This window comes from Methylobacterium nonmethylotrophicum (assembly GCF_004745635.1).
Classification (GTDB): Bacteria; Pseudomonadota; Alphaproteobacteria; order Rhizobiales; family Beijerinckiaceae; genus Methylobacterium; species Methylobacterium nonmethylotrophicum.
This window is the reverse complement of the sequence record NZ_SRLB01000007.1, coordinates 1-22,579: the sequence shown is the minus strand read 5'-3', so window position 1 is coordinate 22,579 and position 22,579 is coordinate 1. Positions and strand designations below refer to the sequence as shown.

The 22,579-nt window shown below is 68.4% G+C and carries 23 protein-coding genes and 3 pseudogenes; 10 read left to right on the top strand and 16 right to left on the bottom strand.

The window, feature by feature from the left end; genetic code table 11:
• Positions 1 to 35: 35 nt before the first annotated feature.
• Positions 36 to 818, bottom strand: coding sequence for an SDR family NAD(P)-dependent oxidoreductase (locus EU555_RS10715; protein WP_135414659.1), 783 nt, complete (start codon positions 816 to 818; stop codon positions 36 to 38).
• A 100-nt stretch (positions 819 to 918) separates the two neighbouring features.
• Between EU555_RS10715 and EU555_RS10710 the strand changes: the two genes are divergently transcribed.
• On the top strand, positions 919 to 1,842 hold the full coding sequence (locus tag EU555_RS10710; RefSeq protein ID WP_135414658.1) for a LysR family transcriptional regulator: 924 nt from the start codon (positions 919 to 921) through the stop codon (positions 1,840 to 1,842).
• Positions 1,843 to 2,364: 522 nt separating this feature from the next.
• On the opposite strand, the gene EU555_RS10705 is transcribed toward EU555_RS10710, so the two are convergent.
• Positions 2,365 to 3,636 (bottom strand): alpha/beta hydrolase family protein, encoded by a 1,272-nt coding sequence (locus EU555_RS10705; RefSeq protein WP_135414657.1) that lies wholly within the window; start codon positions 3,634 to 3,636, stop codon positions 2,365 to 2,367.
• Positions 3,637 to 4,050: 414 nt separating this feature from the next.
• Here EU555_RS10705 and EU555_RS10700 point away from each other — a divergent pair, with 414 nt between their 5' ends.
• Together EU555_RS10700 and EU555_RS36935 are read left to right on the top strand one after the other, a co-directional pair.
• Positions 4,051 to 4,935 (top strand): LysR family transcriptional regulator, encoded by an 885-nt coding sequence (locus tag EU555_RS10700; protein ID WP_167858508.1) that lies wholly within the window; start codon positions 4,051 to 4,053, stop codon positions 4,933 to 4,935.
• A 155-nt stretch (positions 4,936 to 5,090) separates the two neighbouring features.
• A pseudogene (locus EU555_RS36935) lies at positions 5,091 to 5,186 on the top strand (DUF4267 domain-containing protein); the annotation flags it as partial.
• A 102-nt stretch (positions 5,187 to 5,288) separates the two neighbouring features.
• Here the strand turns inward: EU555_RS36935 and EU555_RS36930 are convergent.
• Positions 5,289 to 5,858, bottom strand: a pseudogene (locus EU555_RS36930) (LysR family transcriptional regulator); the annotation flags it as partial.
• Positions 5,859 to 6,018: 160 nt separating this feature from the next.
• Here EU555_RS36930 and EU555_RS10690 point away from each other — a divergent pair.
• Both EU555_RS10690 and EU555_RS10685 read left to right on the top strand, forming a co-directional pair.
• Complete coding sequence (locus EU555_RS10690) at positions 6,019 to 6,675, top strand: NADPH-dependent F420 reductase (protein WP_135414654.1); 657 nt, start codon at positions 6,019 to 6,021, stop codon at positions 6,673 to 6,675.
• 149 nt (positions 6,676 to 6,824) lie between these two features.
• Positions 6,825 to 7,787 (top strand): DMT family transporter, encoded by a 963-nt coding sequence (locus EU555_RS10685; RefSeq protein WP_135414653.1) that lies wholly within the window; start codon positions 6,825 to 6,827, stop codon positions 7,785 to 7,787.
• Positions 7,788 to 8,176: 389 nt separating this feature from the next.
• On the opposite strand, the gene EU555_RS10680 is transcribed toward EU555_RS10685, so the two are convergent.
• Positions 8,177 to 8,770 carry a TetR/AcrR family transcriptional regulator gene (locus EU555_RS10680; protein ID WP_135414652.1) on the bottom strand — a complete coding sequence of 198 codons (594 nt, stop codon included), beginning with the start codon at positions 8,768 to 8,770 and terminating at the stop codon, positions 8,177 to 8,179.
• Positions 8,771 to 8,843: 73 nt separating this feature from the next.
• Here EU555_RS10680 and bdcA point away from each other — a divergent pair, with 73 nt between their 5' ends.
• Positions 8,844 to 9,557 (top strand): SDR family oxidoreductase, encoded by a 714-nt coding sequence (bdcA, locus tag EU555_RS10675; protein ID WP_135414651.1) that lies wholly within the window; start codon positions 8,844 to 8,846, stop codon positions 9,555 to 9,557.
• Positions 9,558 to 9,614: 57 nt separating this feature from the next.
• Here bdcA and EU555_RS10670 read toward each other — a convergent pair whose 3' ends face one another.
• Positions 9,615 to 10,544: a LysR family transcriptional regulator gene (locus tag EU555_RS10670; protein WP_135414650.1), complete on the bottom strand. Its 930-nt coding sequence runs from the start codon at positions 10,542 to 10,544 to the stop codon at positions 9,615 to 9,617.
• A gap of 90 nt (positions 10,545 to 10,634) precedes the next feature.
• Between EU555_RS10670 and EU555_RS10665 the strand changes: the two genes are divergently transcribed.
• On the top strand, positions 10,635 to 11,651 hold the full coding sequence (locus tag EU555_RS10665) for an NADP-dependent oxidoreductase (RefSeq protein WP_135414649.1): 1,017 nt from the start codon (positions 10,635 to 10,637) through the stop codon (positions 11,649 to 11,651).
• Between the two features lie 27 nt (positions 11,652 to 11,678).
• Positions 11,679 to 11,981 carry a putative quinol monooxygenase gene (locus tag EU555_RS10660; RefSeq protein WP_135414648.1) on the top strand — a complete coding sequence of 101 codons (303 nt, stop codon included), beginning with the start codon at positions 11,679 to 11,681 and terminating at the stop codon, positions 11,979 to 11,981.
• Between the two features lie 249 nt (positions 11,982 to 12,230).
• On the opposite strand, the gene EU555_RS10655 is transcribed toward EU555_RS10660, so the two are convergent.
• From EU555_RS10655 to EU555_RS10635, 5 genes are read right to left on the bottom strand one after another with little or no spacing between them, the layout of a single operon-like run.
• Positions 12,231 to 12,914: a class I SAM-dependent methyltransferase gene (locus tag EU555_RS10655; RefSeq protein WP_245524240.1), complete on the bottom strand. Its 684-nt coding sequence runs from the start codon at positions 12,912 to 12,914 to the stop codon at positions 12,231 to 12,233.
• 25 nt (positions 12,915 to 12,939) lie between these two features.
• Positions 12,940 to 13,404, bottom strand: coding sequence for an Rrf2 family transcriptional regulator (locus EU555_RS10650; RefSeq protein WP_135414646.1), 465 nt, complete (start codon positions 13,402 to 13,404; stop codon positions 12,940 to 12,942).
• Positions 13,405 to 13,453: 49 nt separating this feature from the next.
• Complete coding sequence (locus EU555_RS10645; RefSeq protein ID WP_135414645.1) at positions 13,454 to 13,855, bottom strand: nuclear transport factor 2 family protein; 402 nt, start codon at positions 13,853 to 13,855, stop codon at positions 13,454 to 13,456.
• Between the two features lie 36 nt (positions 13,856 to 13,891).
• On the bottom strand, positions 13,892 to 14,494 hold the full coding sequence (locus EU555_RS10640; RefSeq protein ID WP_135414644.1) for an NADPH-dependent F420 reductase: 603 nt from the start codon (positions 14,492 to 14,494) through the stop codon (positions 13,892 to 13,894).
• 29 nt (positions 14,495 to 14,523) lie between these two features.
• Positions 14,524 to 15,282, bottom strand: coding sequence for an SDR family oxidoreductase (locus EU555_RS10635; protein ID WP_135414643.1), 759 nt, complete (start codon positions 15,280 to 15,282; stop codon positions 14,524 to 14,526).
• 109 nt (positions 15,283 to 15,391) lie between these two features.
• On the opposite strand from EU555_RS10635, the gene EU555_RS10630 reads away from it, so the two are divergent.
• A complete protein-coding gene (locus EU555_RS10630) occupies positions 15,392 to 16,321 on the top strand; it encodes a LysR family transcriptional regulator (protein ID WP_135414642.1) in 930 nt (309 codons plus the stop codon).
• 200 nt (positions 16,322 to 16,521) lie between these two features.
• Here the strand turns inward: EU555_RS10630 and tehA are convergent.
• A pseudogene (gene tehA / locus EU555_RS10625) lies at positions 16,522 to 17,550 on the bottom strand (dicarboxylate transporter/tellurite-resistance protein TehA).
• A 193-nt stretch (positions 17,551 to 17,743) separates the two neighbouring features.
• Here tehA and EU555_RS10620 point away from each other — a divergent pair.
• The gene (locus EU555_RS10620) at positions 17,744 to 18,574 is read left to right on the top strand and encodes an oxidoreductase (RefSeq protein WP_135414641.1); all 831 of its coding nucleotides are present in this window, start codon (positions 17,744 to 17,746) and stop codon (positions 18,572 to 18,574) included.
• Positions 18,575 to 18,702: 128 nt separating this feature from the next.
• On the opposite strand, the gene EU555_RS10615 is transcribed toward EU555_RS10620, so the two are convergent.
• The 5 genes from EU555_RS10615 to EU555_RS10595 all read right to left on the bottom strand — a co-directional run.
• The gene (locus EU555_RS10615; RefSeq protein WP_135414640.1) at positions 18,703 to 19,668 is read right to left on the bottom strand and encodes an alpha/beta fold hydrolase; all 966 of its coding nucleotides are present in this window, start codon (positions 19,666 to 19,668) and stop codon (positions 18,703 to 18,705) included.
• A 198-nt stretch (positions 19,669 to 19,866) separates the two neighbouring features.
• The gene (locus tag EU555_RS10610; RefSeq protein WP_135414639.1) at positions 19,867 to 20,757 is read right to left on the bottom strand and encodes a LysR family transcriptional regulator; all 891 of its coding nucleotides are present in this window, start codon (positions 20,755 to 20,757) and stop codon (positions 19,867 to 19,869) included.
• A 118-nt stretch (positions 20,758 to 20,875) separates the two neighbouring features.
• Positions 20,876 to 21,238 (bottom strand): hypothetical protein, encoded by a 363-nt coding sequence (locus tag EU555_RS10605; RefSeq protein ID WP_205820881.1) that lies wholly within the window; start codon positions 21,236 to 21,238, stop codon positions 20,876 to 20,878.
• A gap of 29 nt (positions 21,239 to 21,267) precedes the next feature.
• The gene (locus tag EU555_RS10600; protein WP_135414638.1) at positions 21,268 to 21,732 is read right to left on the bottom strand and encodes a nuclear transport factor 2 family protein; all 465 of its coding nucleotides are present in this window, start codon (positions 21,730 to 21,732) and stop codon (positions 21,268 to 21,270) included.
• Between the two features lie 92 nt (positions 21,733 to 21,824).
• Positions 21,825 to 22,579, bottom strand: a 755-nt coding sequence (locus tag EU555_RS10595; protein WP_135414637.1) for a flavin reductase family protein, incomplete at its 5' end; no start/stop codon positions are given.

Here is a 22,579-nt window from a genome sequence, read left to right as displayed (position 1 = left end):
GCCGACCGAACCGGCACGCCGTGTTGATGCGACGATTATCGAGCGCCGGCGATGTTGTAGCCTCCATCGACGAGGAGGCTCTGCCCGGTCACGAAGCGTGCGCCGTCCGTACACAGCCAGACAGCCGCATCTGCGACATCGTCGGCCTCCGCGACCCGCTTGAGCGCCGTATGTGCGGCGAACGCGGTGAACAATTCTGCGGGATAACTGGCTGTCATGGGTGTCCGGGTAAGGCCCGGGCTGACGTTGTTGATCCGGATCCCGTCGCCCCCAACCTCGATCGCGACATGACGAATCATCGCATCGAGCGCGCCCTTGCTCGCACCATAGATCGAGAGGCCAGCATTGCCTCCAGTCGCTGCGATCGATGAGGTATTGACGATCGCGCCGCCATGTCCCAGCGCACGCATGGCGATGACTTCCTGTCGGATCAAATTCCAAACGCCGCGGACGTTGGTCGCCATAACACGGTCGAAGTCTGCCATCGTCAGTGTTTCGATCGGGCCACCGTTGCTGGTGGCCGCGTTGTTGAACGCCGCATCCAGGCGGCCAAACCGCTCGACCACTTCCTTGATCAGGGCTGTGACGTCAGCCTCGTCCGAGATGTCCGTCGTGATCGCCTCGGCTCGGCCGCCGGAGCTTTCGATCTCGCCGACGACGGCATCGAGCTCCGCCCGCCGACGTCCGGCGACCACGACGGAGGCGCCCTTCGTCGCGAACGATCGTGCCGCAGCACGGCCGATGCCGGTGCCGCCACCCGTCACCAATGCGACTTTCCCGGAGAGTTCCGTCACGCCGTTCTGCTTGTCATTCAACATCGTCGATCCTTGGCTGTGAGATCACAATGGACATGTGCCAGTTGAGATTGATCGCAACAATGCAGTATGATTTTGATTGGCTGTTGAGCAGGATGCAGCAATGATACGCGGAACGGAGTTCGCGGAGTTGAGGGCCTTTGCCGCTGTTGCCCAGGAGCGCAGCTTCCGAAGAGCCGCCGCCCGCCTCGGCGTGACCCCGTCCGCGCTCAGTCATGTCATCCGCGCGCTGGAAGAACGGCTGGGCGCGAAACTTCTCCACAGGACCACGCGTAGCGTCGCGCCGACGGAAGCGGGCGCCGCACTGCTGGAGCGCCTCGTTCCGGCGGTGGCGGAGATCGAGCAGGCCGTCAGTGAGGTCGGCGCATTCAGTGATCGGCCACGCGGCCGGCTGCGCCTGAACTTGCCTCGGCTCGCTGCGGAAGCCGTGCTCATCCCCCGGCTTGGGCAATTTACGCAACTTTACCCGGACATCGTCTTCGACCTAATGATCGATGACGGCATGGCCGACATCGTCGCAGAGGGCTTCGATGCCGGCATCCGGTCCGGGTCACATGTTCATGGCGATATGATCGCCGTACCGTTGACGCCGCATCTGCGCGTGGCGGTGGTCGCATCTCCCGCATACGTGGCATCGCGAGGCTCACCTGCGACGCCCAGTGACCTGCGCGAACATCGATGCATCAACTATCGCTGGGCGCGTGATGGGGCAGTCTACCGTTGGCGGTTCGAACGCAGTGGCGAAACTGTAGAGATTAGGGTCGATGCTGTGATCACGGTCAATGACACGAACTTGATCATCGGGGCGGCACTGGCCGGAATCGGCTTCGCATACATCCTCGAAGATGTCGTTTCGGAACACATCGCGGCCGGCCGCCTGGTGCGGGTGCTGGACGAATGGTGCCAGCCCGTTACGGGCTTTCACCTCTACTATTCCGGACGTCGGCATCTGTCCGCGCCGCTGCGGGCACTGATCGAGTTTTTCCGTTTCGGAACACCTTCCGCCCATTTATTCATCGCGCAATAGCGCACTCATCGAGAGCTCCGGCGTTCGAGATTAAGAGATCCGCATCGACACGCTGCTCAAAAGGAAAAAATACTCTACTTTCGCGACCACCTGACTGCAGCCTCGATTTTCGACGCCTTCACCTAATTATCTTTCGAAAAATTCAAGCTCACCGACGTGCCTCACTGTAGCCACGCTGGCGCTACCCAAGTCTTGTGAGCTCAATCGATTTGAGGTTAGACGTTATATAATTGAACAATAACAGGGATTCAGCAAAGCTGACAGTGCTCCGCAACATGGACATCATGAGCCGGCTCCCTCGCCGAGGCCGGCTGAGCTGGCGGATGACGGCCGACACAACCCATCACGGGTGCCCGCAGCGAGCCAGGAACGTGGCGTCTGCGTCGTCGATCACGACCGTCTTGCTAAGGACACCGCCGGAGAGTCGTTGGCGGGCTCGCTTCGACTGCGCACCGTCACACAGTTCGGTGTCCATGGGGGGATATCCAAGCGCTGACAGTCCCCTCGTATGGTGGAGATGCCTCAGGGCCTGCCGGCGAGCGCGTCGTCGATCCACCGGTACAGGATCTCCTCGGTACCCGGGTTGCCCATGTGCATGCGGTCGCCCCGCGCAACGAGGTCCTTGCCCGTGCCCTGCGTCGCGACGATGAAGCTGTCCTCAATGGGGAAGATGGAATCCTCCATGCCGTTGATGACGAGCATCCGGCACGCAGGCGTTCCGACGATGCCAGCCTCGACCAGGCTGAACTTCCGGCCCTCGGCCGCGTAGCGCTCGACCGCGGCTGCCGGGTCGGCGTCGCAATAGCCGAACTTGTAGGCGAGCGCCTCGGCCAGGGCGAAGGGATACTCCATCTGGTCCTGGGCGCGGATCCAGACCGGGTCGAACATGTGATGGCAGCCGCCGCCCTGGGCCACGACGGCAAGGAGCCGGTCGGCGTGGGTGTGCGCGATGCGGAAGGCGTAGTAGCCGCCCGTGCTGATGCCGCGCGCCACCACGCGCGACGGGTCGAACCCGTACGCGGCGGCGTTCGCCGCGACCCAGTCGAGGATGCTGCTCATGAGCCGGTCCGGCGAGGACGGGTCGTTGGGCGCCGCCGGGCAGTCGCCGGTGCCGGGGATCTCGAAGCTGAGGGTGGCGAAGCCGCGCTCGACATGTTGCTGGGTGCGTGGCGTGTGGTCGGTCCGGTAAGCGTCGAGCCCGCAGATGAAAAGGAGCACCGGCCAGCCCGCCGCGGGCTTGCTGCCCTTCGGCAGCCGCAGGTAGGCCGGGATGTCGACCGGCGTGTCCCCGGCCGAAGCATTGGCATGGGTAAAGGGGATGACCACGGGCGTGCTAGGCGGATCGAGGAGCGCCCCGGCTTTCTCGTAGGCCGCCTTCCCCTTGGTCCACGCCCCCTGGCCCAAGGGCGAGCGGTTGATCGGGAACCGGGCGATCCGGTACACCGCCGCGGCCCGCAGGAAGAGGTCGCGCGCCTCCTCTGTCCTGCCGCCCGACGCCGCATCCTCCGCTTGGTCAACGAGGCGCCGTCCCGCCGGAAGGAACGGTGCGGCGTAGTCGTCAGGCCTGTACAGGATGGCCGGATCGTCCCCCGAGACGGCAATCAGCTCCGCGAAGATAGGGCCGAAGTCGGCGACGTGCGCGTCCGTGAATGGGTAGATGCCGGCCGCGCAGGGCGCGCGCCACTTTCTTGACCACAGTACCGAGACGGCATCGTGGTGGCTGAAATACGGGAAGCCGTCGCGCATTAGCTGGGCGGTCGACTGCACGTGGTAGGGCGGGACGTTCAGGTTCATGGGCTACCAATCGCGGTCATGCGGTTCGCGGACGGCCGACCTGCCGTGAGGTGGGCGATACGGCAGGTCGGCTGCCGACCACTTCCGCCATGGGCGGATGCGGTTCCGGGGAAAGGGTTCCTCGTCGCATCGGGCCCCGTGCGCCCGCCGAGGTGGCGTCGGCGTTCACGGAACCACGAAGCGACCGCCCGAGCGGTTGGCTGACGAAGGCATCGAAGCGTCGGCATGGCAGACAAGTCATGACCTTCGGGCGTCCAGCGGCGTGATGCAGGGTTGTAACTTGGCCCGGTTGCGCCCGGTGTCATCCGTGCAAAAATGAATGTCGCTCTTTCGCTTCTGCAACGCCATCCCCGTATCCTTCCGCCACCCCGTTAGGTAACGACCGGCTTGCTCGCCTCCCGGAGGACGTCAGCATTGGACTGGGACGACCTGCGCTTCTTCCTGGCGGTAGCGCGTAGCGGCACCCTGGCAGGTGCGGCGTCGGCGCTCTCGTCCAGCAGCGCCACCGTCGGGCGGCGCATTCAGTCGCTTGAGCGCGCCCTCGGCGCGACCTGCTTCGTTCGCCTTCCCACCGGCTACGAGCTGACCGAGGCCGGACGCGCCCTCCTCGCCGACGCGGGCCGGACCGAGGAGACGGTCCGCGGTCTTATCGGACGGCACGGCGGTACCAACGCCAATCCCTTGGGCGAGGTGCGCCTGGCCGCACCGCCGGAGTTCGCCGAGTACCTGCTGATCCCTCTCTTGCCAGCGCTCCTCGACAGTCATCCCGGCCTCCGCCTGGAGCTCATCACGGGCGTCGAGTTGACTAACGTCAACCGGATGGACGTGGACCTGGCCTTCCGTTCGGTTCGGCCGGAAGGCGGCAGCCACGTGCGCGTCCGCCGCTTGGCAGACTTCCCCTTCTCACTCTACGGGAGCCGCGGCTTCGCCGAGCGGCACTGCCCGACCGGGACGTCGCTCGAACAGTTGCCCCTGATCTCGCGCTCGCCCGCGCTGGAACGGCTTCCGGCCCAGCAATGGGTGCGCAGGAACCTATCAGAGGCCGAGACCGTCCTGCGGGTTACGACGCTGCGGGAAGCTGTTGCGGCGTGTCGCCTCGGCATTGGCGCGGTCGTTCTGCCCGACTTCATTGCTGAACGCGAGCCGGACCTCATCCGACTTGGCTACTCGCCCGCCTTCCACGTGCCAAAGTGGCTGGTGATGCACAGCGGGGCAGCCGATGCGGCGCGCGTGCGAGTCGTGATCGATTGGTTGGCCGAAGCCTTCCCATTCAGGTCAGGAAGCCGCGGGCGTAGCTAGGCAAACATGCACTTCCCGACTTCCCATCCCGAGATCCGGCCGACCGAGATGCACCCATAGTCCGGCAGCCCGACTCGGTCGTAGGAGATTGTCGGATGTCCTAGTTCTCGCACGGTGTCGCCTTGTCTGCGCTTGGGATCCTCGTCATCGGCTTGATGTACCTCTTCAGGACCTGGGACGCGGCACGGAGTTTCGGCCTCCCTCTGCCCGAACCCGGTGCCAACGTCGCCCGGTGGCTCCGTCTCAAGGGCGTGCGCGACGTCGTGGCGGGGACGGTGGTGCTGGCGACGACGATTTGGGGCGGACCCCGTATCGCCGGCCCTTTCGAGCCGCCAGTCCAGCCACAACGCCCCGGTCCACCATCGATAGGCGAGGCAACGATGCCGGGCGATGTCCTTCGGCGCTTCCACTGGATCGGCCGAGGCGAGGTAGTCCGGCGCGGCACAGAGCGTCAGGCAGTAATCGGCGAGCCGACGCGATATCAGGCTGCTGTCCGGCAGGTCTCCCAGCCGCACCGCCACCTCCACGCGGCTGCGGACGAGGTCGACCGGCTGGTCCGACAGTGCAAGGTCGAGCGGCACCTTCGGATGCAGCATTAGGAAGCGGTTGAGGAGCGGCATCAGCACCGCTGCCCCGTACGTGTCCGGCGCGGAGACCGTGAGCTCGCCCCGAACCTCGTCGTCGCCCTCCCTGCCCACGGCCTCCGCGGCGGCAACCTCAGCTAGCACGACCCTGCATCGTTCGTAGTAGCTCCGACCGACTTCCGTGAGGCTCTGCGCCCGGGTGCTGCGATGGAGCAGCCGGACGCCGAGCCGCTCCTCCAGGGCCCGGACATGGGCGCCGACCATCTGGGCCGAGATGCCGAGCCCCTTGCTCGCGGCCCGGAAGGACCCGGCCTCGACGGCTCGGACGAATACATCCATGCTCGTCAGTCGGTCCATGGATCCATCCCGATTGCAAAGCAGCGCTTTGCATCGTCGCATCCGGTCGCGCTCTAATCCAGTCGCCCAGGCAACGACATCTTCTCCGTCAGTAGCTCCAAGCCGTTGCGGCTGGGAAGGTCACGACCGATGGAGGACCAACATGAAGATCGGCATACTGGGTGCGGGCCTGATCGGAAAAGCGCTTGCCAAGCTTGCGGTCGACCGTGGACACTGTGTGATGCTCAGTTCACAACACCCGGAACAGTTGAGAGTGCTTGCCGCGCGCATCAGCTGTGAGGTCGGCAGCGTGGACCAGGCGCCGGAGTTTGGGGAGATCGCTGTTCTCGCCATCCCCTTCGCGGCCTGGAACCACCTTCCGGGGAAGGTCCTCGCGGGCAAGGTCGTCATCGATGCGATGAACTACTGCCCGGAGCGCGACGGCCCGGTGGCGGAACTGGACGCGCGCACCACGACCACGAGCGAGCTCGTCGTAGCCGAGTTGCCCGGTTCCCGCCTCATCAAGGCGTTTAACGCCATCCTCGCCCGCGACCTGCCGGAGGACAACCGCCCGCCGGTCCCTTCGGGCCGACGCGCCCTTCCCATCGCTGGGAACGACCCCGAGGCGAAGGCCGTGGTCGCAGGCCTCCATGAGGCGTTCGGGTTCGAAGCCTTGGATGCCGGCGGTCTAGCAGGGAGTTGGCGGTTTGAGCGCGCCAAGCCGGCCTACTGCATCCCGTTGGACCGGAATGGCCTCGAACAAGCCCTCCACGCCGCGACCCGCGAAGGCGAGCTGCCGCACGGCTCCTGGCGGAGGTGACCCACGGCCGCTTGCCGGTCGCCAAACCGTGGACCGAGACCCTCGACTGCTCCGCGTCGTTCGGCAAGATCTAGGAGGGCCGCAAGGAAGGCTTCCGCCTACTCGGCACGCCGTCCGGCATCGCCCCGGTCCGAGCGGAAGGACATGCCATGGACGGCGCCACGGGCGAGCAAGGTCGATGTGAGATGACGATGACACCAAGCACGATGGCCCGGGCGCGTGCTCCCTCGGCCCTGGTTGCGATTGGCCTCACGGTCCTTGCCGGCCTGCTCTACGTCTTGGGATACGCCCTGTCGAAGAGCCTTGTCACCGGCAACGGGCTCAGCCCGCTTCAGGTCACCTTCCTGCGATGCGCCGTCATCCTCGTCGTCGGCATGTGCGCGGCGGCTTGGCCCGGAAGTCCGTTGACGTGGCGCCGCCTCATGCGCCCCGACAAGGCCTGGGAGCAACGTGCCGCTGCGGCGGCGCTCGTCGCGTCCAACGCCCTTGCGGTGCTGGCTTACGCCCTGATGCCGGTCACCGCCGCTTCGGCGCTCGGCTTCACCGCTCCGTTGATGCTGACCCTGCTGAGCGGCCTGCTGCTCCGTGAGCGCGTGCCGTCCGGCCGCTGGCTCGGTACCCTGCTCGGCTTTGCCGGCATGCTGCTGATCGTGAGACCGAGCGGGGAGGGGAGCGCGCTCGGGATCGCGGCAGCTTTCGGAGGTGCGGTCACCTACACCCTCTATCAGGTGCTGATCCGACGCCTCCGCGATGCGGCCACGACCCTCGACACGATCCTGCAAGTCGCCTTGGTTGGCGTCGTCCTACTGGTAGTGCCGGTGGCCGCGGACTGGCGGCCAGTCAGTTCCGGGGCTGCAGCCCTCGTCTTGCTGGTAACGGTCGTCCAAACGGCCGCCCTGGCTTGCATCGCGGCGGCGCTGCATCGGGGAGAAGCGTCGCGGCTTGCACCGTGGCAGTTCTCCGGCCTGCTCTGGGCCATGGCTCTCGACGCGGTTCTTCTCCATGCCGTCCCGACGTACGGCGGCTTGGTGGGTGGAGCTCTCGTCATCGGCGGAGGCGTGCTGGCTCAGATGGCGGGTCGGTCGCGAACAGCCGGAGCCCCCTCGCCCTGACGACGAGCAAAGGCCTCTTCCCGCCCCCAGAATCCTTCCGCACGGCCGAGCTGCTGGGGTTGTAACCCCCTGGCCAGCAGGACCCGACGAGCGCGGTGTGGACCCGGCTTCAGGTCGCAATCGCCGGCCCTTTCCGCAGTCCTGTGCCCACGCGGCCTCCCAACGCCGCGCCGAGGACGTGCCGGCATTGGGACCTCAGATGGTCGGCCCGGAAGGTGACGTGTCCATCCGGTCGTCCGCGCTATATCGGCCAGCACCCGCGCCCGGGCGCAGGCTGGCCGAGACACGTCACAGGGCGGCGGGGCACACTCGCGCGCCTCCGCACCTACCGTGCAAGGCACGCCCAGCACGCGCCGGATCCGCGCCGCCCCGGCCAAGCTACGCCAGGGTCATCCGGGGAGTGCGGACGCGATGGCGGAGCCGGCTAGGCGTGCGGTTGCGAGGAGCTTGCCAAACCCGTGCCCTGCGCGCGCCTTCGCGGAGAGGCCGAACATGGTCGTCGCGACGAAATCCGTAACGCGCTCGGCGTCTTCCGGGTGGCGCGCCGCGACGTAGTCGCGGATCAACGCTTCCGCGGCGACATTGTAGGCGCGGGCCGCCTTGCGAGCCTCCGCATCGTCGCAGCGGGTGCCTTCCACCACCATGCAACCGGCCGCCGCCGGATCGGCGACATAGCGGCGGGCTGCTTCCTCCAAGAGCGTTGCTAGGCATTCGGCCACGGGGCGGTCCGGTCGCAAGATATCCGCGAAGGGGAGGGCGCCCGTGTCGGCGTAGCGCTCGAGGACACGGGCGTAGAGCCCGAGCTTGCTGCCGAAGGCGGCGTAGAAGCTCGGCGGGTTGATGCCGAGCGCCTCGGTCACGTCCGTGACACTGACGGCGTCGTAGCCGCGAGCGTGGAAGAGCTCCCTGGCGGCGGTGACGGCGTCGTCAGGGTCGAAACGCCGGGGCCGGCCCCTTGGGCGACCGCTTTTTGTACTGGCCATTATAAAAATCGTTGACCGCTACCGTGGCCCGCTTTATGTAGCGGCTCGTAAATTAATCCTCAAGGAGGCTGCCATGGGGACGTTCAAGGGAAAATCGGTGCTGGTCCTGGGCGGGAGCCGAGGGATCGGAGCGGCCATCGTGCGCCGTTTCGCGGCGGAGGGCGCGTCGGTCACCTTCACCTACGCTGGATCGCGCGAGGCGGCGGAGCGCCTGGCCGACGAGACCGGCGGCAAGGCGATCCGGACCGACAGCGCCGACCGGGACGCAGTCATCGCGACGGTGCGCGAGAGCGGGCCCCTGGACGTCCTCGTGGTTAATTCGGGCTTCGCGATCTTCGGTGACGCCCTGGAGCAGGACCCGGACGAGATCGACAGGCTCTTCCGGGTTAACGTCCACGCCCCCTACCACGCTTCGGTCGAAGCGGCCCGGCGGATGCCGGAGGGCGGGCGGATCATCGTGATCGGCTCCGTGAACGGCGACCGCATGCCGGTTGCGGGAATGGCGTCCTACGCGCTGAGCAAGTCCGCCCTCCAGGGCCTGGCGCGGGGCTTGGCACGGGATTTCGGGCCCCGCGGCATCACGGTCAACGTCGTGCAGCCCGGCCCGGTCGATACGGATGCCAACCCCGAGAACGGGCCGATGCGGGAGCTGATGCACGGCTTTATGGCGATCAAACGCCACGGGCGGCCCGAGGAGGTTGCCGGGATGGTGGCCTGGCTCGCCGGTCCGGAAGCGAGCTTCGTGACGGGTGCGATGCACACCATCGACGGTGCCTTCGGCGCCTAATGGACGGCCCCCCGGAAGCCGGCGACGGCGGCCGGAACGGCGACCGTGAGGTGTGCCTCACGTGGTCGCCGCCGCCATGCGCTCCCGGAAAGTCTCCTGCAGCGTCGCGAGGAACGCTCGGACGGCGGGGTTGGTGCGACGGCTTGCCGGCCAGAGCGCCGTGACGTTGTCGCGCGGGACGGCGAAGCGCGACAGGACCGGTATCAGTTCGCCCCGCGACACGTAGGGTGCCGTGACGAAGGTCGCGGCCATCCCGATGCCTCCGCCCGCGGCGAGCACAGCGACCAGCGCCTCGCTGACGTCGACCGACAGCCCGGTCGGGGGCGTCATCTCCACCACCTGGCCCTCGATGCGGAACGGCCAGTGCAGCACCTGGCCCGTGCTCTGGTAGCGCAGAACGACCGTCTCGTGGCCCACGAGTTCGTCGGGATGCCGCGGTGTGCCGCGGGCGTCGAGATAGGCGGGCGAGGCGAAGCAGCACATTCGATGCGGTGCGAGCCGGCGCGACAGGAGCCGCGTGTCGTCGAGTTCGCCGATCCGCACCGCGACGTCGATTCCCTCGTCCACGATATCGACCATTCGGTCGCTCAGCCGGAGGTCGACGCTCACCCGCGGATGGCTGCGGCGGAAGGCCGGCAATGCGGGGGCGATCACGTGCACGCCGACCGGCAAGGACGCCGCGACCCGCAAGGAGCCCGCCGGCTCGGACCGGGCGGCTATCGCGGCCTGCTCGATCTCCTCGGCCTCGCGCAGCAGCCTGACCGCCCGCTCGTGCAGGTCCTTCCCTTCGGCGGTCAGCGTCAGGGAGCGCGTGGTGCGCGTGAACAGCGCCACGCCGAGATGGGCCTCCAGGCGCTGGATGCTCTTGCTGACGGCGGACGGCGAGATCGACAGGGCGTGGGCTGCGGCCGTGAAGCTCCCGAGGGAGCCCGCGCGTGCGAAGGCCGCCAAGCCCGCCAGCCGCTCCAGTGCCATCTGTTCCTTCATGGCATGATTGAACTGCCGTCCGGCCTGATAATCAAGGGAATGCCCGGGGGCTAAATCGACGTCGCGTTCGATGACGTGATGGAGGGTTCGATGAGCGACATGATGAAAGTTGTCCGCTTGCATGCCTTTGGGGGCCCCGACGTGCTGCGCTACGAGGATGCGCCGGTGCCGGCGGTGGCCGCCGGCGAGGTGCTGGTGCGCGTGCGCGCGGTCGGCCTCAACCCGCCCGACTGGTACCTGCGCGACGGCTACCGCGCCCTGCCGCCCGAATGGCAGCCCCATCCCGACTTTCCCCTGATCCTCGGTTCGGACATCTCGGGCGTCGTCCATGGGCTCGGGGCGGAGGTGGCGGAGTTCGCCGTCGGCGACGAGGTCTACGCCATGGTCCGCTTCCCCGAGGACGCGATGAAAGGCGGCAAGGCCTACGCGGAATACGTCAGCGTGCCGGTCTCGGAACTGGCGCCGAAGCCGGTCGGGATCGACCACGTCCGGGCCGCGGCGGCGCCCATGTCGCTGCTCACCGCCTGGCAGTTCCTGGTCGATTTGGGCCACGACGCGCCGAACCCGTTCCAGTCCTCTCCCCACGCGCCCGTGCCGCTCGCCGGCAAGACGGTGCTGGTCAACGGTGCCGGGGGCGGCGTCGGGCATCTCGCCGTCCAGCTCGCCCGCTGGCAGGGGGCGCGCGTGATCGCGGTCGCCTCGGGCAAGAACGAGGGACTGATGCGCGACCTCGGCGCCGACGCGTTCATCGACTACGCGAAGGCGGCGGCCGACGAGGTCGTCCGTGGCGTCGACGTCGTGCTCGACGCGGTCGGCGGCAAGGCGGCGTCGCGCTTCCTGAAAACCCTGAAGCGGGGCGGCGCCCTCTATCCCGTCTTTCCGCTCGGCTTCGACGCGTACGAGGAGGCCGGCCGACTGGGCGTCATCGTGTCGACGACGCAGGTCCGCTCCAGCGGTGACCAGCTCGCGCAGGCCGCCCGCCTCCTCGACGATGGCACCGTTCGGGTCGTCATCGACAGCACCTTTCCGCTCGCGGAGGCGGCCCGCGCGCATGAGCGCGCCGAGACTGGCGGCATCCAGGGCAAGATCGTGCTGACCGTCGCGTAACCGGCGGCCGGCCAGGGGAGGACATCCATGCTGATCGTGACCGGATACGTTCTTGTCGCGCCGTCGGATGCGGCAGCCTTCGTCGCCGGCATGGCTGCGTTCGCGAGGACGGCGCGCGCCCGCGACGGCTGCCTGTTCTTCGCCGTCGCGCCGGATGGGATCGAGGAGGGCCGCATGCTCGTCATCGAGCGCTGGCGCGAACAGGCGGCGCTCGACGCCCATCTGGCTGCCGGGGACACGGTGGCCTTCGTGGAGCGATGGCAAGGGCGGATGACGGGCGACGTTGCCAAGTTCGATGCCGCGAATGAGCGTGCCCTCCTGGACCCGTGAGGGGAGGGGCCGTCGACCGAAGCACCGGCGGAATCCGTGGTCCTGCGCGCGGAGTGCGTCGACTTGAGACGGAATGGCTCCAGGTCTTGATCCAACCGTTGCCACCCTCTCGACGTTATCCGATGGACGACCTCCCGTCGCTTCGGCGAGGTCGAGTTGCCGGCTGCGTTCCGTCCCCTCGTCAAGGATGCGTTCCCGAGCCGATGACCTCGTCGGCAACCGTCTTTGCGCAGAGGCCTGAGCCGTGGGTCACCCCTTGTCCTGGCATGCCCGCCCGATCCATCCGCGCCACGTGAAGGCGGCGAAGAAGAGCTCGACGTCCCGGAAGCCGCCCGCCCGGAGCACGGCGGCATCCGTCTCGGGCGCGAGGGTGTGCAGGTGGGCCTCCACGGCGCTCCGCGCCTTCGCCGCCTGGTCTCGGTCGGCGCCGGACGCGACCGCATAGGCCTCGTACCGCGCGATCCATCGCGAGCGGCTGTCGTCCTGCGGGAAGCTTCCGTGCGCCGCAACGAACGGGGCGCCCGGCTTCAGGCGCCGGTGGATGGCTCGGACCGTGTCCTCGCGCGCCGCCGGGTCGAGGAAGTGCAGGGTGAGCAGGCAGGTCGCCGCGTCGAAGGGGCCGTCGGGCGCGTCGTCGATGGTGCCCTCGACGAGAGTGACCCTGTCCATCAGCGACCCGAGTGTGCGCTCTGCTTGGCGGAGCATCTCCCGGGCGGGATCGACGCCGACGAACGTCCAGCCGTGATGCGCCTCGGCCAATGCCCGGAGTTCCAGTCCGCCTCCGGCCCCGAGCACCAGGATGCTCGCATCGGCCGGCGCGTGTTCGGCCAGCAGGATGCCGGTCATCCTGTGCAGCGCCTCGAAGCCCGGTACGAAACGGGGCGGTCCGTCGGCATACCGTGCGACCGCCTCCGGGTCCGAAAAGGCAGCCACGAAGTTGGTCGGTTCAGGCTGCGCGCTATGCGTCATCGGATGGGGCCTCCTGCCCGCACGGTCCGCGGTTGGCCAAGCGCGCGTGGAAATCGGCGCTGAGACGGGCCAGCGTGACGTCACCCAGGCGCGAGAGCAGCAGTGCCTCGGCATCCCGAAATGCGTCCGCGAGGGCCGCGTTGACGGCCTGCTCGACGAGGCAGGTCGGCTCTTCGCTCCGGTGTCCCATCGCGAACACCTCCGGGGAGCCGAGCGCGACGTAGACATCGTGCAAGGTCACCCGGGCGAGGTCGCAGGCAATGGTCCAGCCGCCGCCATGCCCCTTCCCGGAAGCCACGAGCCCCAGGTCGCGCAGGCCCGCCATCGTCCGGCGCACCACGACCGGGTTGGTCCCCATCATCATGGCCAGCCGCTCGGACGTCACCGGGCCGTCGGCCTCGGCCATGTGGAGGAGGACGTGCAGCACGCCCGACAATCTGCCATCTCGTCTCATGCAACTTCATTAGTTGCTTGAAAGGACTTCTGTCAACCGGGGCCTGGCTTCATGCGGCGGGCGGGTTCAGGAGCACCCAGAGACGAACGATCCTTCCGTCCATGATCTCGGCCACGTCCGTGCCGGTGACCGCGACGGGACCGCCTTCCGGACCCGCCTGCCAGGTTAAAGAACCGAGTCCATGGTGCCCGACCGCGCGACCGACCGGGGTGAACCGAAATGTCGGTCCGAACTGGTCGAGCAGATTGCCGGCAACCGTCGAGATGGCTTGGCGTCCGTGCACGACCTCGGTCGGCTCGTACATGACCGGCTCTTCGACGAAGAGTTCGGCCAAGGCCGTGGCTCGCTTGTCCGCGTCGCGCTCGTTGAAGACGCGCTCCAGGTTCGCCCGGAGCAGCTTGTCGTAATCAGGCTCCGCCGCTCCCCGGGTGGTCGATGTGGTTTCCGACATGGGATGTCTCCTTTAGATGACGACCGGGTTGGCGGATCAGTCGAACTTGACGAGGTCGAGCGCGGGCAGGGGCCCGCCCGGGAATTGGACGAGGCGGCTGCCCACGGCAAGCGAGCCCAGGTCGATGCCGAAGAAGCCGAGCCGGTCGATCAGGGCCCCGATCTCAGCCTTCGCCCGTGCGTCGTCTCCAGAGTAGAACAGCACGCGGCGGCCGCCGCGGTCGGCCGGGTCGCCGGAGACGAGGCTCGGCCGCAGATGGTTGAACGCCTTCACGACCCGAGCTCCGGGAACCAGGCCTGCAAACATCTCGGACGACGAGCGGGAGCCCAGGTCGAACGGCTTGAACAGCGGCGCCTCGATGGGGTTGTTGGCGTCGACGACGATGCGGTCGGCGAAGTCCGGCAGGTCGGCAAGGGCCGCGTCCAGCTTCGACCAGTTCACGGCGACGAAGACGATGTCCTTCGAGGCGGCCTCCTCGCGAGTGCCTGCCGAGATGGTCTCGCCGAGTTCGGCGATGGTTGCGGCCAAAGTCTCCGGCCCGCGGCTGTTGGCGAGCGTCGCGGGAACGGCGTGGCGTGCGAGCGCCGCCGCGATGGCGCGGCCGATCTGTCCGGCGCCGATGATGCCGATGGAGGTCATGCGCTGTCTCCTTGATAATGGGTCGAGGGTCAGGCGGACTGACCGCCGTCGACGTTCAGCGTGGCGCCGGTGACGTACCCGGCGTCCGGCCCGGCTAGGAAGGCGACAGCCCCCGCGATGTCCTCCGGCTGGCCGTAGCGGCCGAGGGCGGCGAGGCCCTTCAGCGTCTCGGCGAAGGGTCCGTCCTCCGGGTTCATGTCGGTGTTGATCGCGCCGGGCTGGACCACGTTGACGGTAATGTTGCCGGGGCCGAGGTCGCGGGCCCAGCCGCGGGTGTAGGCCGCGACCGCCGCCTTGGTGGCGACGTAGTCCGCGGCGCCGGCGAACGGTACGTGGACCGCACCGGTGGTCCCGATGGACACGATGCGACCGCCGTCCGTCATCAGCGGCACCGCGGCGCGCACCGCCGCGGCCACGCCCTTGACGTTCACGTCGAGCTGCCGGTCGAACGGGGCGCGGTCGGCATTGGCGTCGTCGACCATGCCGGTGACGAACACGCCCGCGGAGTTGACCAGGATGTCGAGGCGACCGAGCGCGGCGTGCGCCCCCCGCACGAGGGACTCGACCTCCGTGGCGATGGCTTGGTCCGCCTTGATCGCGACCGCCCGCCGGCCGAGCGCCTCGACCTCGCGGACGACGTCCTCGGCCCGCTCGCGCGAGGCAGCGTAGCTGAAGGCGACGTCGGCGCCGTCACGGGCAAGGCGGCGGACGATGGCCGCCCCGATGCCGCGCGATCCGCCGGTCACGAGCGCCACCTTGCCGGCGAGGGGGTGGGATACCTGGGTCATGTCATTGCTCCGTCGCTTGTTCGACGCGGATGAGGATGGCCCGGGAACTCCTCCTGGTTTAGCCTTGAGTGAGTTGTTAGGCTTTCAACGGATCGTTGAAGGCGCCGGCATGGAAACCTTGGCCAACCTCGAAGCCTTCGTGCGCAGTGCCGAGTGCGGCAGCTTCTCCGAGGCCGCCCGGCGGCTGTCGCTGACCCCGGCGGCGGTGAGCCGCAACGTGGCCATGCTGGAGCGCAACCTCGGCGTACGGCTGTTTCACCGCTCGACGCGCAAGCTCACCCTGACCGAGGCCGGCGAGGGCTTCCGCCAGGCCATTGCCGGTAACCTGGAAGGCTTGCAGGCCGCGATTGCCAGCGTTTCCGCGGACGGCGGCGAACCGGCCGGCACGCTCAAGGTCAGCCTGGCGCCGACCTTCGGAGTGAGCCACGTCCTGCCGCTCCTGCCGGGCTTCCTTGCCCGCTATCCGCTCATCCGGCCGGAATGGCACTTCGAGAACCGTCAGGTCGACCTCATCGCAGAGGGGTACGACGCCGCCATCGGCGGCGGCTTCGCGCTGTCATCCGGCATCGTGGCCAGGACCCTGGCCCCCGCCCACATCATCGCGGTGGCGTCGCCGTCTTACATGCGGGGCCGGGTGCCGCCCTCCGACCCGGAAGGGCTCCAGGCGTTCGACGGGATTGTCATGCGGTCGCTCCAGACCGGCCGCATCCGACACTGGGCGATGCGCGACGTAGGCGGTAGCGAGGTGGTGGCCCGGCAGCGGGAGAGCATCATCGTCAACGACGCCAATGCGATGCGCGAGGCGGCGCTGCTGGGTCTCGGCATCACGCTCGTCGCGGTCCCCGACGTGCGCCCCGACCTGGACCGGGGCGACCTCGTGCGCCTGCTGCCGTGCTGGTACGCCGATGCCGGCGCGATCTCCCTCTACTTCGCCTCGCGCACCCACCTGCCGGCGAAGACGCGAGCCTTTGTCGATTGGGTGAGCGAGGCGTTCAAGGTGGGGCGTCTGGCGGAGCGGTTTGCCGGGAGCTTAGGGTGAACTTCGCGGCCACAGGCCAGGCAGACGAAGGCCAGGCTACGTCCGTTGCTAATGTGCCCGGACCTGCTCGGCAACGAACCGCCGCCGAAGCAACACGAACAAGAATGCTCCGCCGTGATCAGCGGTTGGTTCAACAGCGAGGCACTTAACAACCGCTTGGAAGCAGTCGTCGGGTTCCTTGATGGCATGCCCAGGCGCGGTCACGTCCGGGCTTGGCTGACTGCCGTCGGTGCAGCGAACATCTTGCCCCGCAGCAGTAGCGTCACGGTCATGATGGCGAGGCCGAGGACGAGGCCGTTCGCGGCCAGGAACAGCGCCGGAGCTAGGACGGAGAGCGCTCAGGCATCGCCGTGGGCGACCAGGCGAACCGGGGCCGTGGCCATGGCAGTGGCACCGAAGCTGAAGGCCCAGAGCCCAGGGACAGCGCCAGCCTTCGCGATCCAGGGCGCAAGCCGGGCCAGGACCAGGACTTGGAGCATGCCGTAGCCGATCAGGGCATGCGCGAAGAGGTCCGGCGCCCCGCCCCCGACCGAGAGGTAGGCCACGGCACCGACCGGCGCCGGCGCCAACTGTATGCCCAGCGTCGGACGCAACGCGGCGGGCTTCTCGGTCCCGGTAAGCAGGCGGTGGAGCAGCACCGATTCCATCGCGAGCCAGGAGAACAGGCCGGCGCCGAACGCGAGCTGGCCCCAATCGGCGAGACCGAGGGCAGCGCCCACCGTAGCCGAGACGAAACTGCCAGCCACGGTCGGCAGATACAGCACCGCGGTCGTGGCACCGTGGTCCCTACCGCCTTGCCAGAGGCCGCCCGTCCGCCAGACCGCGAAGCCCAGCGTGAACAGGAAGCCGAGGCCGAACAGGACGGTTGCGGCTCCGGCCGAGTAGGGGATGAGCCCGCCCGCGACGAGCATGGTTGCAACGCCGGCGAGGCCGATGAAGCAGCACTGGACCGCATGGGCCGCCTCTGCCGCCAGCTTGTCGGGAGCGAGGACGGCCTTGAGGGCATAGAGGACGACGAGCACGGCCCAGACTGCGCCGGCGAGTACGTAGACCGCCTCCCCTACGACCGTGGGCAGGTGCCACGCGAGCGCGGCCGCGCGCCAAGCGCCGCCGAGGCCGGACAGCCCCAACACTATGCCGAAGTAGGCGGCCGGCGTGTTCGCAGCGACCTCCCTGAGGCGCTGCGCGAGGTGGAGGCGGGAGCCGCCGACGAGTGATAGTGTGTTCATGATCACCTCCTGCGGAGTCGGGATGTCGTCGGGGGGCGCTGCGCCCGCCACTTCTCGACCAGGATGATAATGGACGGCGGTTCCCGCCTCTATTCCTCTCTCAGCAATAGAGAGGTTCGCGACGCGATGCTTGAGGGCAGACTCGCGACCACCGATTTCGGCGAAGTCGAAGCATGAACAAGCGGTGGTAGAGATGGACAGGACCTGGTTCGTTACGGGCTCGTCGCGGGGCCTCGGCCGGGCGTTGGCCCGGGCCGTCGTCGCGGCGGGGGAGCGGCTCTGCGCGACGGCGCGCGATCCCGCCGCGCTCGCGGACCTCGTCGAGGCCGGCGGCGAGCGCGTGCTAGCGGTGCCCCTCGACGTCACTGACAAGGCAGGCGCGCGCCGGGCGGTCGAGGCCACGGCGGAGCGGTTCGGTCGGATCGACGTGGTCGTCAACAATGCCGGGTACGGCGACCTCGCGCCCATCGAGTACACCGACCTCGCCTCGTTCCGGGCGCAGGTCGAGACGAACCTGTTCGGCGTAGTCAACGTCACCAAGGCGGCCATCCCGCTGTTCCGGGCGCAGCGACGTGGCCACTTCCTGCAGGTCTCCTCCATCGGGGGGCGAACCGGCGCGACCGGGCGCGGCCCGTACTCGGCCGCGAAGTTCGGCGTGGAGGGGTTCTCCGAGGTTCTCGCCATCGAGATGAAGCCCTTCGGCGTGCACGTCACCATCGTGGAGCCTGGCGGCTTCCGGACGGACTTCGCGGGATCGTCGACGCGCATCGCGGAAGGCAGCCCGGCTTACGCCGAGACCGTCGGCCAGGTCGCCGCCATGCAGCGGGCCTACGACGGGAAACAGCCCGGCGACCCAGAGCGCGCCGCCCGGGCGATGATAGCCGTGGTCTCGGCAAAGGCCCCGCCGCTGCGCCTGGTGCTGGGTAGCGACGCCTACGCGCGGGCCGAGGCTGGCGACGAGGCGCGGCTGGCCGAGCTGCGTGCCTGGCGCGAGATCAGCCTCTCGACCGACTTCCAACCTTGACGCAAGGTCTCCCCCGCAGATGCTCCGCTCTCACGGTCATCGAAACGCGGCGAGATTGCCAAGGACCGCGCCGCCCAAGAGAGGGGCGCGGTCCGCGTCGCGCCTACCAGCCAGGCCCGTCAGAAGGGTCAGCGCTTCGCCACCTGCTTGTCGAGGAAGCCGCGGATGAGGGGCGCCATCTCGTCGAGCTTGTCCTCCAGCGCGAAGTGGCCCGTGTCGAGGATGTGCATTTCCGCGTCCGGCAGGTCCCGCAGGTAGGGGGGCGCCCCTTCCTCGGGGAAGATCTTGTCGTTTTTGCCCCAGACGATCAGCGTCGGCGGCTTGCGCTCGCGGAAGAACGCCTGGAATTGCGGGTAGAGCGGCACGTTCGTCCGGTAGTCGTAGAACAGGTCGAGCTGGACATCCTTGTTGCCGGGCCGGTCGAGCAGGGCCTGGTCGTGGACCCAGTTGTCCGGGCTGATCCTGGAGACGTCCCTCACGCCGTCCGTGTACTGGAAGATCGTCGTGGGGAGGGTCACCAGGCCCGACAGCGCCTCGCGGCTCTTGGCCGAGCCGTCGGCCCAGTAGGCCTTGATCGGATCCCAGAACTCGCGCAGCCCCTCGTCGTAGGCGTTGCCGTTCTGGACGATCAGGCCGGTCACCCTCTCAGGGTGCCTGAGGGCGAGGCGGTAACCGACCGGCGCGCCGTAATCCATCACGTACATCGCGTAGGACTTGGAGCCGAGCTGGCCGAGCAGACCGTCCACGAGGTCGGCGTAGTGGCCGAAGGTGTAGGCGAACTGGGTGTGGTCGGGCGCGTCGCTCTGGCCGAAGCCGGGGTAGTCGGGCGCGATGACGCGGTAACGGTCCGCGAGCGTCGGGATCAGGTTGCGGAACATGTGCGAGGAGGTCGGGAAGCCGTGCAGGAGCAGCACGACCGGGCCATCGGCCGGGCCGGCCTCGCGATAGAACACCTTCACGCCGTCGACCGTCGCGGAACGGTAGTGGACCGTCGCCGGTGCCTGAGCGGCGACCGGGGCTTGCTCCGCCTTGGCATGAGGGGGAAGGACGGTGCTGGCCGTCGTGAGCATCAGGGTAAGCAGAAGGTGTTTCATCGGTGTCTCCTTTCGTGGGGGCGTAGAGGACCTCGCCGCCTCATGGAGACATCATCGGTGTTCAGCTTGCAGGCGTTAATCAGCGTCGTGTGGAAGGCATTGTTGTCGCCTGCGGAATAGATAGGATCGCTTGGTGCCTTTTACCTCGGCCGGGTCGAACAGACCCGGATTGAGGCCTCGCATCGACCTTGCGCCCGCTCAGTTGAGCAGGCGGTTGGCCCGCAGCCGCGCCACGGCCAGGTCGACGAATGTCCTCACCTTGGCCGGCGCCTGCCGCCCCTCGGGGTAGACTACATGGATGGGCAGCGGCTCCTCCTCGTAGTCGGCGAGCACGACCTGCAGGCGGCCTTCCAGCAAGGCAGAGCCGATCTGGTAGTGCAGCACCCGAGTCAGGCCCCAACCCGCCAGGGCAGCGGCGATGCCGGCCTCGTTCGTGTTGCTCATCAGGGCGGGATGGACCGTCACGCGCTGATCCTGCGCGAAATGCCACTCCGTCGAGGCCCAGGCGCCCGTGGACATGGCGACGCGATGGTCCCTCAGGTCCTGCGGTGTCTGCGGGACGCCGTGCCGCTCGAAATAGGCCGGCGAGCCGCAGACAACGCGGCGCACCGACCCAACCCGCGCGGCTGTAAAGCCGGAATCCGAGAGGTGGCCGATGCGCACGGCGACGTCGATGCCTTCCTCAACGATGTTCACCTGCCGGTCAACGAATAGCGTCCGTGCCGCCATGGTCGGATAGGCGTCGAGGTAATCGGTCACGATGGGCAGCACATGCATGTGGCCGAACAGGACCGATGCTGTCACCGCGAGGGTTCCGGACGGCGTCGCGTAGGAACCTGCGGCGGCGGCCTCGGCCTCGACGATGTCGGAAAGGATTCGCCGGCAATCCTCGTAGTAGCGGCCACCGGCCTCGGTGAGCTTCACCGAGCGCGTGGTGCGCACGAACAGCCGGGCGCCGATGGTCTCTTCCAGCGCGGCGACGGCCCGCGTCACGGCCGGCGGGCTCATGTGCATCAGGCGCGCGGTCTCCGCGAAGCTCGCCGTCTCCGCGACCTTCGCGAAGATCCGCATGGCCTGCCAGCGGTCCATGTCCCTGCTCCCCCGTCCCCAGCGGCCCGGCCATCATGGCTTTGACGAATACAGCTGTTCGAGCGGGCGCGCCGCCAAGCCGTCGCGCCATGGTGAACGGCATGCCGGGCCAGGAAGCCTAGCCTTCGCGGGCGACCGTGGGTTCGGGGTCCGGCGCCGCTCCGTCGCCGGCGAGCTTTATGGCGAGGCTCTCGATCTCGCGGCAGACCTCGGCGGGGATGCCAGACCACAGCGCCCGCGCACGCTCCTCGTGAAGGCGCCTGCCGTCCCGCGAGGCCGCCGCCAGGGCCAGGGCCAGCGCCCGCGACGTGCGCGCGTCGAAGCTCCGGCCGCGACGCGCGGCGTCGACCTCGGCGCCGCACATCCCGAGCCCACGGGCCTCCGCTTCCCGCCCTGGAGAAACGGGCGGGTCGCGGCCGTCGTCGGTCAGGGCGAGCGCGACGGACAGGCGCACGCGCCCGTCCAGGGTGAAGGAAGACATGGCCGGGCTCCTGATATTGGAAAGGCGGTTCAGAAGCCGAAGTGGCTGAGACCCCGATGGTCGTCAGGGCGGCGCCCCAGCGGCCAGCGGAACTTGCGGTCCTCCTCCCGGATCGGGTGTTCGTTGATGCTGGCGTGGCGGGCCCGCATCAGCCCGTCCTCGGCGAACTCCCAGTTCTCGTTGCCGTAGGCCCGGAACCACTGGCCGCTGTCGTCGCGGTACTCGTAGGCGTAGCGAACCGCGATGCGGTTGCCGGTGAAGGCCCAGAGCTCCTTGATCAGGCGGTAGTCGAGCTCGCGGTTCCACTTACGCGTCAGGAAGGCCTGGGCCTCCTCCCGGCTCGTGACGAACTCGGCCCTGTTCCGCCAGCGGGTGTCGGTCGTGTAGGCCAGGGCGACCTTAGCGGGGTCGCGGCTGTTCCAGCCGTCCTCGGCGAGGCGGACCTTCTCGATGGCGCTCTCCTCGGTGAACGGCGGCCGCAGGGGACGGGACATCAACTTCTCCTCGGGGTTTTCCGGGTGGAGGCTTGTCGGGAGGGAGGGAGGGCGGCAGGCCGGCGGGACGTGACCCTCGGCATCGCCTTCGGTCAGAGGGCGAGATGGACGGGCCCACTGCCCGCGGCCGGGGTGGCCGAGCAGATCAACACCTCGTCGTCGGCGTGGGGCGCGCTGGGGGCTTTCGCGTAGGTGACGGCACCTCTCAGGAGCTTAGTCCTGCAGGTGCCGCAGGTCCCGGTCCGGCAACTGAATTCCGGGCTGAGGCCGCGGGCCTCGGCAAATTCGAGCAGCGTTCCGGCTCCCGGCGTCCAGCGCGCCTCCTTAGACGCGTTCAGGAAGGCGACCGGGACCGGCTCCGTCGACGCAGGCGGCAGCTTGGCCGCCTCGGCGTCCGCTGGCACGCTCCTGACCAGCGACGAGGGGCCGAAGGTCTCGGCGTGGATGCGGTCGTCGGCGACGTTCAGGTCGCGCAGCCCGTCGTAGAGCGCCTGCGTGAAGGCGGTCGGACCGCAGAGGTAGAAGTCGTAGTCGCCGAACGGCAGCACGCGGGCGAGCAGCGCCATGTCGATCCGGCCAGTGACATCGTAGTCGACGCCCGCCACCGCATCCCCGGGCGCGCTCAGCACCCGCACGACCTTCACCGCGCCCCCGGCCGCGGCGGCGAGCTCGGCCACCTCCCTATCGAAGGGACGCTCCTCCTTGGAGCGGGCCGCCTGGACCAGGGTGGTCGGCCGGATGCCCCGGGTGCGCAGGCCCTCGTAGACGATGTGGCGCAGCATCGCCAGCAGCGGCGTGATGCCGATGCCGCCGGCGAGCAGCACGGCCGGCCGCTTGGCATGGGCGT